Consider the following 16,431-nt stretch of genomic DNA (forward strand, 5'->3'; position numbering starts at 1 on the left):
TCACGCTCCGATCCCGTAGAGCGAGTGGGTCCACGTGAACGAGTCGTTGCTCACGTAGTAGTCGTAATCCCCCCAGTTGTAACGGTAGTTGGAGGGCCACGGGTCGCCCCAGTAGACGCGTGTCCCCGAGGTGTCGTAGCCGTACAGCACATGCATGTGCCCGCCCCCGGAGCTCCACTCGATGCGCGTCTCGATGGGACGGTCGGCGCTGATCTCGTTCTGCACGGTGCTGTAGCGCAGATAACCCCTGACGTACGTACCGGGGTTGATGCCCATCCAGTCGAGGGCGTTCTGCACGTCGCCCAATGCCGCCTGCCAGTTGCCGCAGGTGCTGCCCTGGGGCCGGTTGAAAGCGGCGTCGCAGAACTGGTTCTGGGTGTACGCGCGCCCGAACCACGACGCGATGGTGTTGCCGCTCGCCGCCCAGCACCAGTTGCTGTTCTGCTGCGCCTGCATGGTGATGTCGAGGCGCTTGGCGGCGGGAACGGCCAGGGGAGCGGCGGTGTGCGGGGCGGCGGGGTGCGGGGCGGCGTGAGCGGTGGCCGTCGGTACGAGGACGGCGACGGTCGCGAGGACCGCTGTCGCCAGCCGTCTACGGCCCGGGGTGGTGGGGGACATGGCGTTCCTCCCAGTCGGGGTGGGGGTGGAGGAGCGCGTCCGGACGCTGCGACAGCAGCATCGATCTCATGTCGGGTCCCGGTCAATGACGTTATCCACAGGGCTGGCGGCGAAGTGAATTCCACTCGTACGGTTGTGAACGCCCCGGCACGTGCCAGCTGCTGGCAGCACAGGTAACGCCCCGTTCCAGGACGGGGAAGTGAACGTTCACGGGTAAGCGAGCAGAGGGGTGAGGAGGGGCCCGATGGCAGCACACAGTACCGACCGCCGAGCCGCCCCGCGCCCCGGTGACCCGGCCCTCGGCCCCTCCCGCCGCCCCAACCCCGAGGCCGAACTCGCCGAAGCCCTGCGCACCGGCCCGTTCTCCGCCGCGCTCCGGGCCGCGCTTGCCGCACGCGGGCTGGCGCTGCACCGCGTGCAGCACCGGCTCGCCCAGCGCGGCATACGCGTCGGTGTCACCAGCCTCAGCTACTGGCAGCGCGGTGTGCGGCGGCCCGAGCGGCCCGAGTCGCTGCGTGCCGTCACCGCACTCGAGGAGGTCCTGGAGCTCCCCCCGCACGCCCTCACCCGCCTGATAGGTCCACGTGCCACCGGCGACCGTCCCCCGGCCCGCCCGTATCGCACCCTCCTCGAACCCGCCGCAGCGCTCGAATCACTGCTGGCGAGTCTGGCGGCACCGGCGGACGGCGGGCTGCACACCGTGATCCACTACGAGCACGTTCACATCGGTGCCCACCGGGAGCTCGCCGCCCGCGACTCGCAGCACGTCGTACGGGCCCACCGCGATGGCGTCGACCGCTATCTCGCCATCCATCACGGCGACCCGGGCTGCGACACGGACCGGGTACGGGTACGCGGTCTCGGCAACTGCCGGGTCGGGCGGATCCGGCGGCACGGCGCTTCGGGAGTGGTCGTCGTCGAGCTGCTCTTCGACGGGCGGTTAGGAGTCGGGGAGACCGCCGTCCTGGGGTACCGATTCGAGGACGGAACCGGCGCGCCCAGCCATGAGTACGTTCGCGGCTTCACCTACGGCGGCGGCCAGTATGTTCTCCAGGTCGGCTTCGACCGCGCCGCCCTGCCCGTCCACTGCCGCCGCTTCTCCCGTCCCTCGGCGACCGCCCCTCGCGAGGCGGTCGCCGATCTGACACTGAACGCCTCCGGCTCGGTCCACCTCCTGGAGCAGCAGATACGGCCGGGCGTCCTCGGCATCACCTGGGAGTGGGACTGAAGGCGCGGTCAACCGGCTCAAGAGCCCGGCTGCCGCGCCAGAGCATGTCGGCTGACGTCTCCGGCGGTGTGGCAGCGCCCCCTCGAACGCACCGTGGGGTGCGGCGCCGTCGCCGGTTCGGCTGGTCAGCGTTGCCAGCTGGTGGCTCCTCGGAAGCCGGTCTGGCGCTCCAGGCGGCGCCAGCGGGCGGCGGTGGGGCGCGGGCCGGGGACGGCCGAGGGGCGGTGGGCGGCGCGGGCCAGGAGGACGGCGGCGAGGGCGGCGAGCTCCTCCTCGCTGGCCTGGCCTCTTTCCACGCGGATGGGGTGGTTGCGGTGGGCGGGGTTCACGGTGTCTTCTCCCTCGTCGCGGTGGCGTGGGTCACTGGGGCGGGTTGCCGTGCTTGCGGGCCGGGAGATCGGCGTGCTTGGTGCGCAGCATCTCCAGGGCGCGGATGAGGGTGTGGCGGGTGTCGGCGGGGTCGATGACGTCGTCGACCAGGCCGCGCTCGGCCGCGTAGTAGGGGTGCATCAGCTCGGACCTGTATTCCTTGACCATGCGGGCGCGCATGGCCTCGGGGTCGTCGGCCTCGGTGATCTGCTTGCGGAAGATGACGTTGCTCGTCGACCAGCCCCCGGACCGAGGCGGTCGCCGTCGTTGCACGTGCCATGCGGGTGGCCTTCCCGTTGTCCAACCCCGGTGGGGAAGCGGCCCCGCCCGGTGAGGGAGTGCGAGCGGGGCCGCAGCGGTGCGCCGCATCGCCTCGTCGGCGGCGGCCGTCCGAGGTCAGGAGTTGCGGCTGATCTTGCCGGTGTGCATCTCTCCCCGGCGCTCGCCGCCCTCCAGCGGCGGCTTGCTGAGGAAGTTGCTCATGGTTCCTGCCACCAGGTCCTGCACATTGCAGATCACCACGCCGTTCGGCTCCACCCAGCCGACCTGGTACGTGCCAGGGGAAAGGCGGCGGATGAAGACGTCCACCGTGCCGCAGGGGCCCGCCGGGACACCGCTGTTCCCCGGCTCCAGGACGGTGAGCGTGACGCTCCTGCCGTCGGCGGAGTACTCCTGACGGGCCACCAGCCCGGTGTCGACGCGGACGGTGAAGGAATGGCCGACCAGTACCGGCTCATCAGTGGTCGAGGGGTTCACGGCGGCGGGCGCGCTGTCAAGGCTCATGCGGACTCCTTCATTTCTGTCCAGGGATGTTCGGGTGATCGACGCGGAGGTCGGGGCGGTCCGGGGCCGTTCAACCGGCGGACGGGCTCGCCCCGGCCGCATGGCGTTCGATGGCTGAGTGAATGGCGGCGTTCGAGGCGCCGAGGAACTGCGGGCGGTTCTCCGCCACCCAGTCCCGGCTGGCGTGCAGGCTGTCCAGGGAACCCTGGAAGTGCGGGGCCACATAGCGGGCGAACAGGTCGTAAGAGCGCCGGGTGCGCTCTCGGTCGGCCCAGTTGTGCCCCATCATCAGGTAGGTACCGAACCCGCCGGACTGCTTGGCGAGGCGTTCGATCTGAGCGATCGCGTCGTCGGGGGTTCCGATGACCGCGAAGCCGGACGCGTTGACCGCGTCGACCAGATCTGCGTGGTTGTCCGATTCCGGAGCCAGCGGCAGCGTCGCGACCTGTGTGAAGTACTCGACCCAGTCGCTCAGGCCGTGCGTCACATCGGCGATGGCCTGTTCCCGGGTCTCGGCGATGTGCATCGGCCCCGAGATGCGCCAGGCGTTCCGGTCGACCGAGCTGCCGTACTGGTCGGCCTGCTGCTCCATGAGGTCCCAGTGCTGCCCCAGAACATTGAATCCCGCAGAGGCGGTTGCGGCGATCGACATCAGCGCACAGCCGAACCGGCCCGCGGACAGCGGGCCCGACGGCGAGATCGTCCCGGCCACCGCGATCTCGAAGTGAGGTGCGGTGTAGGGGCGCACCTGCAGGCGCGCCTCGCGCAGTTCGAACCAGTCGGTCTTGCGGGTGACCGGCTGGTCCCCGCGGAGCAGCGCGACGACCGCCTCCAGGCCCTCCGCCATCATGTCCCGCTGCCGGGCCACCTCGATGCCCATCATGTACGCGTCCGAGGCCAGTGCACCGGGACCGACACCGAGCATCGCACGGCCTCGGGTGAGATGGTCGAGCAGCACCATGCGGTCGGCGAGCATCAACGGGTGGTGGTACGGCAGGGAGGTGACTCCCGTGCCGAACCTCAGGTGCCTGGTGCGCTCGGCCGCCGTGGCGATGAACAACTCGGGTGCGGGGACCAGTTCCCAGCCACCTGAGTGATGCTCACCGATCCACGCCTCGTCGAAGCCCGACCGGTCCAGATGCACCATCAGATCGAGGTCGTCCGCAAGGGCCAGCGTCGGGTTCTGCCCGCTCTTGTGGAACGGCGCAAGGAAGACACCGAACCGCCTGGGTCCGGGCACGGTCACATCACTCATCAGTACCTCAATCAGCTCATTACCGGTATTCGGGTCGGTGGACAGACGTCGCGGGCGGGTTCTGCCGCCCGCTCATGGATGTGCTCGGGACGCGGCGCGGGGGGTGCCCGCCGGGACCGCTTCCGCGGCGAAGGGCCGGACGCGGTGGAAGGCCCGCTGGTAATACAGCAGGGGTTCGCCCTCCCGCACGCGGGCGCGGCGCACCTCCCCGAGCAGGATCACGTGGTCGCCTGCCGCGATACGCTCCGCCGTCCGGCATTCCAGCCGGGTGAGGGCCCCGTCCAGCAGTGGTGCGCCACCCAGTCCGGACCGTGGCTCGGACCCGGCGAACTTGTCCGCGTCCTTGCGGGCGAACCGCATCGCCAGCCCCTCCTGGTCGTCACGCAGCACATGGACGGCGAACCAGTCGGACTCGCGAAAGGTCTCCAGGCAGTTGGCGTTCTGGTCCAGGCAGACCAGAACCAGCGGAGGTGTCATCGATACGGCGGTGAAGGAGCTGGCCGTGAACCCGTGGGGCCGGCCGGCCGCGTCAGCGGCGGTGACGACCGTGATGCCGGTCGCCCACTGCCGCATGGAGTCGCGGAACAGCTCCGGTGCCACCGACGGTGAGGAGGCGATCACGTCGCCCCCTCCCGCACGGGCGCGGGTGCCGGCAGCGCCCTCGTCCAGTCGACGGGGTGGTTGAGCCCGCCGGAGGCCGGGATGGACACTCCGTTGACCCAGCCGGAGGCGGGCTGCACGATCAGCGACACGATCCCCGCGATGTCCTCGGCGCCGGCGAGGCGTCCCGCCGGAATCGTGCGCCGCATCGCCGCCCGTACCGCCTCGGGTACGTCCCGGCTGGTGTCGGTCTGGACGAATCCGGGCCGTACCGCGTTCACGGTGACTCCGCTGTGTCCTTCTTCGGCAGCGGTGTAGCGCACCAGTGCCTCCAGGGCCGCCTTGCCGACCCCGTAGGCGGCCATGCCCGGCGCGGTGGGCCCGATGGCGTGACCGCTGCTGATCACCACGAACCGGCCGAACCCGCGCCGCTGCATGCCGGGGACCAGCCCCCGGACCAGCCGGTGGAGCACCGCCAGGTCGGCAGTGACCTTGTGCAGCAGCTGATCCGTGCCGAGTTGCACGACTCCCGCTCTGCTGTGGGGGGTTGTCGCGTTGCTCACCACGATGTCGACTGCGCCGACGGCATCGCGCAGGCCGTCCAGCAACCCGTCCGCGGCCTCGGTCCCGTCGAGATCGGCACGCAGCACGTGCGCCGTGCCGGCCAGCGCGCGGCACTCGGCGGCGACGCCTTCGGCCGCGTCCCGGTCGCTGCGGTAAGTGAGTACCACCTGGGCGCCGAGGCGGGCCAGCGCTCTTGCGGTCGCGGCGCCGATCCCCCGGCTGCCGCCGGTGACCAGTGCCGTCCGTTGGGTCAGTGGGTCTGCCACGGTCTCTCCATGCGGCGGCTAGGGGGCGTTCCGGTCAGGCTCCGGTCACCGCTGACCGGGCCCGAAGCGGAGCGGGGTGAGCTGGGTGACGTCGTAGCGGTCGCGCAGCCGCTGCACCTTGTCCGAGTCGACCGTCCTGCCGGAGGAGAAGATGTCGCACAGCTCCTCGAAGTAGCGCTCGTGGTCCGGCGGCGGAGCGCACTGGAAGATCATCCGGGTCGGCTGGTCGGTCGGATTACGGAACGCGTGGGGGGTGTGCTCGGGGACGAACATGCTGCTGCCCACGCCCGCCCGCACGACCCGCCGGCCGTCCGGTGCCTCCCAGTCGTGCCAGCTGTCCTCCGTGCGTTCCTTCGGTTCGAAGGCCAACAGATCGAGCTGCCCTTCGAGGATGTAGAAGAACTCCTTCGAATGCGTGTGAAAGTGCGCGCCGGTGTCGAAGCCCGGAGGGACGACGACCTCGAATATCGACGCGAACCCGGCGTCGGCACCAGTGACCTTGAAGGTCACCTCCTGTGCCTTGGTGACGAGCTTCCTGCCCTGCCCGGGAGGGACGATCACTCCGTCCACAGCTGGCTTCCTCTCGTGAACCGCGTGGTGTGCACCGTGTGGTGTGGGGGTGTTGCCGGCGAGCCGCGGGCCACCGGCCTCAGGACATCGCGGGCACTGCCTCCCGGACCGCGGGCCGGACGCCGTCCTGTTCGCTGCCGACCCAGGTGCCCAGAGCCATCTCCGCCGTGATGCCGGGGCCGAATCCGGCGATCACGCCCTGGGCGCCGAGCGGGGCCCCGCCCTCGTCGAAGAGCCGGGCCAGGGCGTCCAGGACGACGGCGCTGGCGATGTTGCCGTATTCGGTCAGCGTCGCCCGGCTGTAGCGGAAGCTCTCGGGCGGGACACCGAGGAACTTCGACAGGTCGTCGAGGATGCGGGGGCCGCCCGCATGGATGATGTAGAAGCCGAGACCCTCGATGTCCCACCGGTGCTCGGTGGCCAGCTCGCGCATGACGGGAGCGAGGGGCTCCATGGTGCCGGGCACCCTGCGGTCCAGCTGGAAGTGGAACCCGGTGGAGCGGACCGCGTAGGAGATCCAGTCCTCGGTGTGCGGAATGAGGTAGGAGCCGTTGCGTTCCAGGGAGACTCCGCGGCCGCCGGTGCCGCGGACGACGGCGGCGGCGACCGCGTCACCGAACAGGCCGTCGGAGAGCAGGGATCCGACACCGATGTCCGTGGGCTGGTAGCACAGCGAGCACAGCTCGCAGGAGACGATGAGGACGTTCTTGTCCGGGTAGGCGGTGCAGAAGTCGTGCGCCCGGTTGATCGCCGCTCCGCCGGCGGCGCAGCCCAGTTGGGCGATGGGGATCTGCCGGGTGTCGGACCTGAAGCCCAGCTCGTTGATCAGCCACGCGGTCAGCGAGGGCATCAGGAAGCCGGTGCAGGAGACATAGATAATGGCGTCGATGTCCTGTGCGGTCACATCGGCGTGGGCCAGTGCCTCCATGACCACGGCGGGTACGCGCTTCTTGGACTCGGCTTCGTAGATGCGGTTGCGTGTTTCGAAGCCAGGGTGCGCAAGTGTCTTCTCGATGGGCTGGACGATATGCCGTTTCTGCACGCCGGTATTGCGTATCAGTCGCAGCGCCAGCGGGAGTTGAGGATCGTCCGCGTGGACTTTCCTGGCGAATTCCAGCGTCTCGTCCATGGTGATGACATGTTCCGGGACGGCAACGGCGGGCTTGCACAGCGTGGACACGGTTTCGCTCCTGATGAGGGGGGTTGTCAGAACAGGCAGCTGTCCACCGGCAGGGTGCGCCCGGTGATGTACCCGGCGTCGGGGCCCGCCAGGAAGGCATAGGCTCCGGCTACCTCGGCCGGCTGCGCGACAGTGCCGAGCGCGTGGCTGACTGCCAGCCACCGCTCAGTGGGCAGGTCGAGCCCGGGGGGCTGGTAACGGGCGCCGTTCGCTGCGGCCATGTCGGTGGCGGTTGCTCCGGGCGCCACCGCGTTGACGGTGATGCCGCGGCGGCCGAGCTCGGCGGACAGGCTGCGCACCATCGCCTCTACCGCCGCTTTGCTGGCGGAGTACAGGGTGTGCTCGAAGACGGTGCGACGGGCGGCGACGGAGGAGGTGAGAATGATCCGGCCGCCTTCCGTCAGATGGCGGGCGGCGTGCTGAGCGGCGAACAGCTGGCCGTGGGTGTTGACCGCGAAGACCTCGTGGACGGTTTCGGGCGTCAGGTCGGCCAGCGGTCCGAAGTGCTCGATGCCCGCGCAGGACGCCATGACGTCCAGTCGTCCGAACGTGGCGACGGCGCGGTCGACGAGAGTCCCCGTCTCCTGCGGGTCGGCGACATCGGCCCGTACCGCCAGCGCCTGGATTCCGTCCGCCTTGAGTTCCGACTCCAACTGCCGGGCCGCTTCGACGGCATTGCGGTATCCGAAGACGATGGACGCCCCCTCTGCCCCCAGACGCCTGACCACGGCAGCGCCGATTCCCCGGCTGCCGCCGGTTATCACGGCAACCTTTCCGGCCAGCGGTTTACCTGCCATCTGAGACTCGCTTTCTCTGCGGGGTTCCAGATACAGGTTGGCGGAGCGTGCTAGCAGTTGACTCAAAGAATGCATGCACGACAACCGGCCGTGGTACGGGCCGGAATGCACAGCGCAGTGGCAGCCACAGGACCGGATGCACATGGCAAAGAGCCGGCCGCGCAACGGGATTGCGCGACCGGCTCGCACCGGAACTCAGCAGCTTTTTGCACACAGGAGGACGACGGGTGTTCTACGGCCCTTCGGGAGGCTGTACGAGCAGGACCGAGGGCACGCTTTCCGGGACGGCGATGCGCAGGAGGTTGTAGCCGATTCCGGCGATTCCGGTGAAGAGCCCCGGGACCTCTTCCCCGTCGGGTGTACCGCAGCGCCATCCGGTCTTGCGCGCCGCCTCCAGCGCCGCGTCCAGCGCTCCGGCCGACTGCCCTTCGCCGCACAGGTCCGCGCGCTCGGCCAGCAGCAGCAGTTCGAGGTTGCCCAGGTCCCCGTGGCACAGGCTGTGGTTCGCCCGGCTCATGAGCGTGGCGGGCAGGGCGTCCACGACCTCCGCACGCAGATCGCGGGCGGCGTTGGCCAGGTACGGCGCGGCGATGAGCTCCGTGCGGACCATGGCCATCCCCGCGGCGCCGTGGCACCAGGACGACCGGAACCGCTCCGGCACACCGTCGCGCAGATCGGGCCAGTTCCGTTCGTGCCGGCTGTAGGTGCTCGCTTCGTAGGCGAGAGCCTGGGTGATGGCCTCGATGTGCCGTCGGTCGGGTGCGACCTCTTCGAGGCGGCTCAGCGCCAGGGCGATGCCGGAGGTGCCGTGGGCCAGTCCGGTGAGGGGGCGGGTGCTGCCGACGGCCGTGTTGTGCCAGGCGGCGCCCTGCTCCATGACGGTGCGGCCGATGAGCAGGTGCTCACCGGCGAGCCGGGCCAGGGCCAGCAGCTCCGGATCGGGGTGGACGGAGTGCGCGGCGAGGAGCGCCAGGAGCCAGCCCGCGCTGCCGTCGAGGATGTCGTACCTGCGGTCCTGGGCGATGGCCCCGGCCAGGCAGGGCACCACGGCGTCGCGCACCGCGGTGAACCGTTCCCCGTGTCCGCCCAGCCGCCGGTCGTGGCTCAGGAAGTACAGGGCCCCGAGACCCCGGCCGGTGTCCTGCGGGCCCGCGGGCCGCCCGTCCCGGCGGCGTTGGTCCTGCTCGTCGGTCAGACGTCGTACGACCTCGTCAGCGATGCGTTCCGCGTATGCGTGAAAGCGTCGCTTCCCGGTGATCCGGCTCAGGCGGAGGAAGAACAGCCCGATTCCGGAGAGACCGGAGTACAGGTCGACACCGACCGGTGCGATCTCACTCGCGCCCTGCGCGATCACGCGGGTGCCGAGCCAGCCCACCCGGTCTCCCGAGGTCGCGGAGAGCTGGATGAGCCGGTCGCCGACGGCCCCGGCGGCATCGATCAGCGCACCGGTGCCCGGTCCGCCGGCCGAGCCGCCGCGTCCGGTCCGGCGGTGGGGGAGGACCCGTGGCATGCGGGGCCGGCCGGACGCGGACTGGCCGGCGAAGGAGGTGGTGATGATCCATTCCTGCCGCGCCATGTCGTCCGGGCCCATCGCCCGGAGCTTCGCGCGTACCTGGGAGAGCGGGCTGGAGGCGAGGAAGTCCGGGACGGTCCGTCCGTTGTCCAGGTGCAGGTCTCGCGTACCGGGCATGAGGCGGAACGCAGGGATGTCGCCGGCCAGCAGCGCATCCATCTCGCTGCGTACGATCTGCTCCCTGCCCGGTGCGCCCCGCCAGCCCGAACACAGCCGCGCCACGCTGCGTTCCCGGTCGAGGGCATCGGACACGAAGTCCGGGTGGAAGCTCTCCCTGAGGACTTTCTCGTACACGGCGGTGGCCCGGTGCAGATAGCGCACGGGTGTGGTGGCGAACCGCTCCAACAGGCCCCCGGGGGGAAGGAGTTGGGCACGACGGCGGCACAGCCACCGGTAGCCGGTCCGGAATCCGGCGAGCAGGTCGGCGACGAACGCGGCGGGATCGGCGGGCGAGCCGTCGGCCAGCCGTGGCCGGTTGTCCGTCCCCGGAACCTCGACCTCCCGACTGACCAGGCGCATCCGATCGGTTCCGGCGTTCTCGGGTACGAGCAGCGGCACCACCCAGGGCTGCCCCGCGGCCCCGCTGATGCCGCTCAGATCCGTCACCCGCGGAGCCTGTCCCTCCTCGTTCACCAAGGTCTTTCCCGGCAGCAGACCGGTCGCCAGCACCGAGTCGTGGAACAGCAGGTCGGCCGGGCCGGGGCGGGGGTCCGCGGCCCATACCGACGCGCCGTGGTCCGCGGGGTGGAACAGGGCTTCCAGGTCGACCAGCACCGGCTGATCGGCGACGGCGATGACGTTCTCGTGGTGCAGGTCGGTGCCGCGGAAGGCGTGAACCATCGCGAGCGCCGCCCCCATGCGGTGGTAGAACACGGCAAGCTGCTGCGCGGAGCGGCAGGGGGCCGGGCTCAGGTACTCCACCCAGCCGTGGTCGGACCGGTCGAGCAGGCGCGGGACGCGGACGGATATCGCGCACTCCTGGTGGAAACGGGCCAGGACTTCGGCGAAGGCCGCCTCCACACCGAGGGGTCTGGGCTTGTACATCACGACGCTGTCATCGGTGAACTCCACCTTGCAGACGCTCTGTCCGCCTCTGTGCGGGTCCCCGAGGCCGAACGAGAGCGCACGAACCCCGGTGGGAAGGTCCCCGGCCAGGAGCGTCCGGCTGATCTCCGGCAGGTCCGCCCGAAGGCGCCGGGCGAAGCGCAGACCGTTGTGCACCCAGGTCTCCAGGGCCTCGGTCGCCTGCCGCGCCAGTACCGGGTACCGCGACCAGAAAGCGGACCGGAAGCCGGGATCGGCCAGCTGCTCGGTGAACGACGCGAAACGCTCCTGCGGGGTCCGCCCGCTCAGTCGGCCCGCCACCCGCGCCAGGTTGATCTCGAGGATCATGGCCGGTGCGAGCATCGCGTCGAGCCGGGCCAGGGGCACCGTCGCGCACAGTGCGTCGGCCACACCGGCCGGCCCGCCGGGGCCGTCATCGCTCAGCGCGGTGCGCAACCGGGCCGTGGCACGGCAGATCAGGGGCTCGGCGATGCGGGGGAACGCCGGTCCGAAGTACGCGTACGTTCCCGGTGCCGCCCGGTGCGCGGAGGTGAACGCCCTGAGCCACGCCGGCTGCCCGGCGCCGTCCGCGGCCAGCCGGTCGGCCAGTTCCGCGGGGTCCTCCCCGAGCACCCGCCGCAGTGTCGCGGCGTCGGTGCCCAGTGCCCGCAGGTTCGCTTCGACGGAGCCGGGAGTGCCGCGGAACGCGGCGAGTTGATTCCAGGCGTCCATGCGGGCGCGGGCCCGGTCCGGGTGCGAGGCCGCCGGCGGACCGGAGGCGGTGCGCTCGGCGAGGGACTGCGCCGCTGCCCAGGCGGCGGTCTCGGACAGTTGCCGGTACGCCGCGTCGGGGGGCGCGCCCATGATGTTCCTCCCAGGTCCGGTCGTGTCCGGCGGCCACCGGCCGGACGGTGGCCTGGTGGGAGCGGAGTCCCACCAGGCCGGTGCCGTTCGTCAGCAGCACACCCAGTAGATCGCCGAGAGGGTGGTCACCGAGCCCGAGCGGGCCTGCATGCCGACCCGCTCACCGGGCAGCTCGGCGGTCAGGTCGACGGAACCCGCCGGGTGCACCGGGAACATCTCGGTGATCTCCGGGCCGGTGGGGTTCTTGTCCGCCGTGGTGGTGTTCATCTCGTCTCCTTCGTCGGTGAGGTGTCCGGGCTTTCGGATCCGGGGGGCCGTACACGGTCTTTCCTCTGCAGCCGCGCCACGGAGGGGCGCGCCCCCTCCGGCTACGCATTCCTGCCGGCCGGGCTCAGGCGATCGGCCTGGAGCCGGTGCTCCAGGGCGGGATCGGACTCCAGGACACCGCGGTGCAACCGCTGCAGCGTGGGGGAGGGGTCAAGGCCCAGTTCGCGGATCATCGCCGTACGCAGTCGCTCGTAGGCCTCGAGCGCGCGGCTGCGGTGACCGCTGCGGTACAGCGCGAGAATGAACTTCGCGTTCAGGTCCTCGTCGACATGGTGCTCCGCGACCAGTCCGGCGAGCTCGCTGAGCACCGCCCTGTGATGCCCCAGACGCAGCTCCGCGTCGATCCGGTGCCCGATCATCGTCATCCTGGACTGCTCCAGCCGCGCCACCTCGGCCTCCAGCAGCCGCCCGTGCTCGACGTCGGCCAACGCGGGGCCGTGCCACAGGGATTCGGCCCGGCGGAACAGTTCGACGGCCTGCTGATGGCGGCCTTCCGCCAAGGCCGCGTTGCCGTCCTGCTCCAACGACCGGTACTCCTGAAGGTCCGACCAGCCCTCGCCCAGACAGAAGGCGTACGCCGCCCCGCGGGTCTGCAGCACTTCCCGGGCCACCGTCTGGCTGGGCACCCCCATGGCCTGCGCCAACAGCTTGCGCAGCAGCACCACGTAGGTCTGCAACGTCGTACGGGCCGTGGCCGGCAGCTGCTCTCCCCAGATCTCGGAGAAGAACGAGGAGACAGGGACAACTGTCGGAGAATTAAGCAGGAGCAGAGCGATCACCTTGCGCTGCTTCTTGGCGGTGGGAAGAACCGTACGCGAATCGATCCACAGGTTCATCGGACCCAGCACTTCAACCTTCATAAAAATCCGATCAGGTCAGTACGGCGCCGTCGACAGTCGCTTCACCATCACAACTGCTATCACGTTTCACCGTCCGGGGGTATCCCTGCCCGATGGCGCATCAATTCCCGTTGCGCACCGCCGTGATGAGCAGAAAGGTGCCCGGCGTGGTTTCGTCCCGGATTTCCAGCCCCGCCGAGGCGAGTGCTTCGCGCATTTCGAGGATGTCGAACGACCGCACGCCCAGGCACTCTTCGTGGCGCCGCTGGAAATGCCGGTAGACGGGGTCGGCGGCCGTGCGGTACGTCAGCAGGGTGAACGTGCCGCCCGGCCGGAGGCACCGGCCCACCTCCTGGATCACACCGTACGGCTCGTCCATGGACTGCAGGGCGTTCCAGCAGTTGACCGCGCCGAGCGAGGCGTCGGCGAAGGGAAGCCGGCCGGCGGAGCCGCGCACCGACAGCACCCCGGGCAAGGCCGTACGCAGCTTCCGCACCATGTCCGCCGCGAGGTCCACGGCGATCACCCGGTCGCCGCCGACCCGGTCCGCCAGTGTCCTCGTCCACCGGCCGGCACCTGCCGCGAGATCGACTACGGGGCCTGCCGCAGGCCGTACCTGTTCGTGCAGATAGCGGTCCTCGTCACGCGGCGTGACCGGTCCGTTCCAGTTGGCGCCGTGTACGCGCAGAAACGCGGGGCGCAGCAGGGTTTCGTAACGGTGCAGGTACATCGGCGAGTTGCCGGCTATCTGATCCGCCGCGTCCGGGTCCTCACCCGAAAGGTCCAGGTAGCCGCGATCACCGGAGTAGCGCGCGCCGCACACCGCGCAGGAGGCGCCGGTGGCCTCCTCGGCCAGCCGGCCCCGGCAGTGCGGGCAGCGGAACGCCCCGGCGTGCGGGCCGCGCAGGGCGTCGGGGGCGGGCCGCGCGGCGGACTCCGTCGCCCCGTGGGCCTCCGCGTCCACGGGCAGACCCCTGCCGCCCAGGCCGAAGGTCACCGCACCGACGGCTCGCGCTCCCAGGTAGGCGAGGAGGGTGCGGGTGTCCTTGTCCCACATCGCGGCGATGCGGGCCGGGGTCAGCGTGCGCGTCCAACGGCGCTCCCGGTCCAGCTCCGCCGCGTCCAGCGTCCACCTGGCCGGAGACGGCCAGGCCCGTCCGATCGCCGGTGTGCCGGGGTCCAGCGGCGCCAGGCACCGCTGCAGCCGGGAGAGGTCGTCCGGGCTCAGCGCGGCCGTTGCCGGGTGCTGAAGGATGAGGGCACGGTCCTCGGGGAACTGGGCGAGCAGGTACACCACCACAGCCTGCAGGGCGGCGTCGCCGTCGGTGCGGCTCAGCAGGTCGAGGTAGCCGCGCAGGCCGGTCCGGACGCGGGCGCGGACGGCGGGGTCGCCTCCGTGTCCCCGGACATCGGCCAGGAGTCCGAGAGTCAGGGCGAGATGCGCGCGCCGCCGGCCGGGCGCCGTGGCCAGGACCGCCAGGATCTCGGCGACCGCGTCTTCGGCCTGTGCACGGGGACCGGACTCGGACCACAAGGAGAGCACCAGGCGCTGGAATTCGTTGTGCAGTGCGCCGTCGGGAGCCTGCATGAACGAATCCACAAGCGATTCGGCGGCGATTTGATGTATGGGCACGCGAGTCTCCTTCGCTGGCACCTAGGGATCGCCGACGATTCTCCCGGCGCTCACTAGAAAGCCAATCAAAGAAGGGTCACAAAAAAGCGGCAAGCCGCATCGAGGGGAGTCAACCCGCCTCGTTGGCCCGCCCCTGCACCATGTCGGCGAAAGCGCGCCATTCCTCGGCACGCTGCAGGGCGATGGTGCGCACCAAGGGAACACAGTACGGAGGAATCACTGCCGACATCCTCTGCCATTTCCCGTCCTCGGTCTCGGTCGCGTGCAGCATGCGCAGCAGTGCGCGACCGGCCTCGGAGAAGCGCAGGGAGGGATCTTGGGCGAGCTTGCGCACGGCCGACCGGACCGCGTTCGCGCTCTCACCGGACGCACGGCTGGCCGGCGTTCCGGACGGCAGGGCGGCAGGCTTCGTGCTGTGCGTCGTTCCCGTCCGCTGGCGGACGGGAACGGGGGCCTGCCCGCTCTGCATCCGCTTGCGCACGTCACGGACGGTACCCACGGATATACCTGACTTCGCGGCGATTTCCCGTAACGAGGCACAAGGGTTGGCGGTGATCTCCGCCGCGGCGCTGAGGCGGCCGTCGGCGGTGTTCAGCGGCCGGGTTCGCCCGTCCCTGCCGATCCGGGCGTGCAACTGACCGCTTTCCTCACTTGCACGCCTGCGGATGACGGCGACCGTCTTCGCGTTCAGACCGGTGCGCTCCGCGATGGCCCGGTCCGACCAGTGCGGGTGGCTGTCGATGATGCGTCCGGCAGCGGCCTTGCGCTCCGTCAGTGAGAGTACGAGGCCCTGCCGGATGTTCAGCTCCACGGCCAGTACGAACGCGTCCGCCTCGTCACCGGAGAAGAACCGCACGGGGATCCGGGTCTCCTTGCGCAGTACGGCGGCACGTAAGCGGTGCATGCCGTCGATCACCCGCATCGTGGCCCGGTGGACGACGATGGGCTCCACCGGCGCCGTAGATTCCGCGAGTTCGCGGATGCGGGCGGCGCTCTCGGGCTGCCTGCGCGGGGAGTCGGACGGCGACAACGCGCTGATCGGCACCGCCTCCGGTGCCGAAAGGGAATGCCGTGACGGACGTGCGACGGCGGCGACCTCGGACGGTCGCTGCGCAGCGGACTCGGGTGCAGATGCCACGGTCTCTCCTCTGGTCCGGTGACGGGGGGCGCGGTGGATGTTCTCCAGCGAGAGTGGGGGCGTTCGGCGCTGGGGCCCCGGCCTTCAGGGTCCCTTGACGCAACCGCCTTCCCGGTACGCTTCAGCCTTGATGCCGGTCAGCAGGAGTTTGAGGACTTCCTGCAGCTCGTCCTGAAGAGAAGGTGTTCCGGAGTGCCGGGCCCAGCGGTAGAGGGTGCCCAGGTACGTGTCACGCAGGGCGTTGCCCACGCGGACCGCGTCGATCTCGGCGGCGAACTCGCCGCTCAGCCGCCCGGATTCCACCACGTCGGCGAAGATCTTGGCCGCGTAGGGCTCCTCCATCAGCGGCTGGCCCGCCTGCACCCATGCCCGGAGCATCGCGGGAGTGACGTCGCGTTCCTCTTCCTCGTTCAGCCGGCCCAGCACGCCCATGCAGCATTCCAGACGGTGCTGGTACTGGCCTTCCCCGGCGGTCACGGTCTCCTCCAGATACGTCTTCAGCCGCGCACGTCGCTGTTCGCCCCACTCGGCGATCAGGTCTTCCTTGCGGTGGAAATGGTTGAAGAACGTTCCCCTCGCGACATCGGCGCGATCAGCGATCTCGTCGATGGTGGTGGCGTCATAGCCCTGCTCGGCGAAGAGCGACAGCGCTGCGTCATAGAGCCGCTTGCGAATGCGCTGCTTGTTGCGCTCTCTCCGTCCCGCAGGTGCTGTGCCGACAACCGTCGTTTCCAAGATGGTTCCCTCTCCCCTGAGGCGTCCCGGCCCCCGTCCAACAACAGC

Annotated in this window: 16 protein-coding genes and 1 pseudogene; 1 reads left to right on the forward strand and 16 read right to left on the reverse strand. The window is 70.3% G+C overall.

The features are described 5' to 3' along the window. The gene (locus tag ACZ7GZ_RS13965; protein WP_471023954.1) at positions 1 to 618 is read right to left on the reverse strand and encodes a papain-like cysteine protease family protein; all 618 of its coding nucleotides are present in this window, start codon (positions 616 to 618) and stop codon (positions 1 to 3) included. Positions 619 to 862: 244 nt separating this feature from the next. On the opposite strand from ACZ7GZ_RS13965, the gene ACZ7GZ_RS13970 reads away from it, so the two are divergent. Further along, entirely contained in the window at positions 863 to 1,846 is a 984-nt protein-coding gene (locus tag ACZ7GZ_RS13970; protein WP_471023956.1) for a hypothetical protein, read from the forward strand. 125 nt (positions 1,847 to 1,971) lie between these two features. On the opposite strand, the gene ACZ7GZ_RS13975 is transcribed toward ACZ7GZ_RS13970, so the two are convergent. The 15 genes and pseudogenes from ACZ7GZ_RS13975 to ACZ7GZ_RS14045 all read right to left on the reverse strand — a co-directional run bounded on the left by ACZ7GZ_RS13975 (position 1,972) and on the right by ACZ7GZ_RS14045 (position 16,383). After that, the gene (locus ACZ7GZ_RS13975) at positions 1,972 to 2,175 is read right to left on the reverse strand and encodes an acyl-CoA carboxylase epsilon subunit (RefSeq protein WP_471023957.1); all 204 of its coding nucleotides are present in this window, start codon (positions 2,173 to 2,175) and stop codon (positions 1,972 to 1,974) included. Positions 2,176 to 2,206: 31 nt separating this feature from the next. Then, positions 2,207 to 2,446: pseudogene (locus tag ACZ7GZ_RS13980) on the reverse strand (carboxyl transferase domain-containing protein); the annotation flags it as partial. Positions 2,447 to 2,611: 165 nt separating this feature from the next. Further along, complete coding sequence (locus tag ACZ7GZ_RS13985; RefSeq protein ID WP_471023960.1) at positions 2,612 to 2,998, reverse strand: MoaF-related domain-containing protein; 387 nt, start codon at positions 2,996 to 2,998, stop codon at positions 2,612 to 2,614. Positions 2,999 to 3,068: 70 nt separating this feature from the next. Then, positions 3,069 to 4,253, reverse strand: a complete 1,185-nt coding sequence (locus ACZ7GZ_RS13990) for an LLM class flavin-dependent oxidoreductase (protein ID WP_471023963.1) — start codon at positions 4,251 to 4,253, stop codon at positions 3,069 to 3,071. A 72-nt stretch (positions 4,254 to 4,325) separates the two neighbouring features. Beyond that, entirely contained in the window at positions 4,326 to 4,874 is a 549-nt protein-coding gene (locus ACZ7GZ_RS13995; RefSeq protein WP_471023965.1) for a flavin reductase family protein, read from the reverse strand. Then, a complete protein-coding gene (locus tag ACZ7GZ_RS14000; protein WP_471023967.1) occupies positions 4,871 to 5,683 on the reverse strand; it encodes an SDR family oxidoreductase in 813 nt (270 codons plus the stop codon). The genes ACZ7GZ_RS13995 and ACZ7GZ_RS14000 overlap by 4 nt, the downstream gene beginning before the upstream one ends. A 45-nt stretch (positions 5,684 to 5,728) precedes the next feature. Then, positions 5,729 to 6,253, reverse strand: coding sequence for a cupin domain-containing protein (locus tag ACZ7GZ_RS14005; protein ID WP_471023969.1), 525 nt, complete (start codon positions 6,251 to 6,253; stop codon positions 5,729 to 5,731). A gap of 79 nt (positions 6,254 to 6,332) precedes the next feature. Further along, positions 6,333 to 7,433 (reverse strand): type III polyketide synthase, encoded by a 1,101-nt coding sequence (locus tag ACZ7GZ_RS14010; protein ID WP_471023971.1) that lies wholly within the window; start codon positions 7,431 to 7,433, stop codon positions 6,333 to 6,335. 26 nt (positions 7,434 to 7,459) lie between these two features. Next, positions 7,460 to 8,230 (reverse strand): SDR family NAD(P)-dependent oxidoreductase, encoded by a 771-nt coding sequence (locus tag ACZ7GZ_RS14015; protein WP_471023974.1) that lies wholly within the window; start codon positions 8,228 to 8,230, stop codon positions 7,460 to 7,462. 232 nt (positions 8,231 to 8,462) lie between these two features. Continuing rightward, positions 8,463 to 11,711 carry a type 2 lanthipeptide synthetase LanM family protein gene (locus ACZ7GZ_RS14020; protein ID WP_471023976.1) on the reverse strand — a complete coding sequence of 1,083 codons (3,249 nt, stop codon included), beginning with the start codon at positions 11,709 to 11,711 and terminating at the stop codon, positions 8,463 to 8,465. A 90-nt stretch (positions 11,712 to 11,801) separates the two neighbouring features. Further along, complete coding sequence (locus ACZ7GZ_RS14025) at positions 11,802 to 11,978, reverse strand: hypothetical protein (RefSeq protein WP_471023977.1); 177 nt, start codon at positions 11,976 to 11,978, stop codon at positions 11,802 to 11,804. A gap of 101 nt (positions 11,979 to 12,079) precedes the next feature. After that, positions 12,080 to 12,886: an AfsR/SARP family transcriptional regulator gene (locus ACZ7GZ_RS14030; protein WP_471023979.1), complete on the reverse strand. Its 807-nt coding sequence runs from the start codon at positions 12,884 to 12,886 to the stop codon at positions 12,080 to 12,082. Positions 12,887 to 12,998: 112 nt separating this feature from the next. Continuing rightward, positions 12,999 to 14,510 (reverse strand): class I SAM-dependent methyltransferase, encoded by a 1,512-nt coding sequence (locus tag ACZ7GZ_RS14035; RefSeq protein WP_471023981.1) that lies wholly within the window; start codon positions 14,508 to 14,510, stop codon positions 12,999 to 13,001. Between the two features lie 109 nt (positions 14,511 to 14,619). Next, entirely contained in the window at positions 14,620 to 15,648 is a 1,029-nt protein-coding gene (locus tag ACZ7GZ_RS14040; protein ID WP_471023984.1) for a ParB/RepB/Spo0J family partition protein, read from the reverse strand. A gap of 84 nt (positions 15,649 to 15,732) precedes the next feature. Beyond that, on the reverse strand, positions 15,733 to 16,383 hold the full coding sequence (locus ACZ7GZ_RS14045) for a TetR/AcrR family transcriptional regulator (RefSeq protein WP_471023987.1): 651 nt from the start codon (positions 16,381 to 16,383) through the stop codon (positions 15,733 to 15,735). Positions 16,384 to 16,431 lie beyond the last annotated feature (48 nt).

The organism is Streptomyces sp. NPDC037288, assembly GCF_055603265.1.

Bases quoted from the DNA above. Each gene is read 5' to 3' on its own strand.
- ACZ7GZ_RS13965 (WP_471023954.1), bottom strand. From the start codon at position 618: ATGTCCCCCACCACCCCGGGCCGTAGACGGCTGGCGACAGCGGTCCTC.
- ACZ7GZ_RS13970 (WP_471023956.1), top strand. From the start codon at position 863: ATGGCAGCACACAGTACCGACCGCCGAGCCGCCCCGCGCCCCGGTGAC.
- ACZ7GZ_RS13985 (WP_471023960.1), bottom strand. From the start codon at position 2,998: ATGAGCCTTGACAGCGCGCCCGCCGCCGTGAACCCCTCGACCACTGAT.
- ACZ7GZ_RS13990 (WP_471023963.1), bottom strand. From the start codon at position 4,253: ATGAGTGATGTGACCGTGCCCGGACCCAGGCGGTTCGGTGTCTTCCTT.
- ACZ7GZ_RS14015 (WP_471023974.1), bottom strand. From the start codon at position 8,230: ATGGCAGGTAAACCGCTGGCCGGAAAGGTTGCCGTGATAACCGGCGGC.
- ACZ7GZ_RS14020 (WP_471023976.1), bottom strand. From the start codon at position 11,711: ATGGGCGCGCCCCCCGACGCGGCGTACCGGCAACTGTCCGAGACCGCC.
- ACZ7GZ_RS14025 (WP_471023977.1), bottom strand. From the start codon at position 11,978: ATGAACACCACCACGGCGGACAAGAACCCCACCGGCCCGGAGATCACC.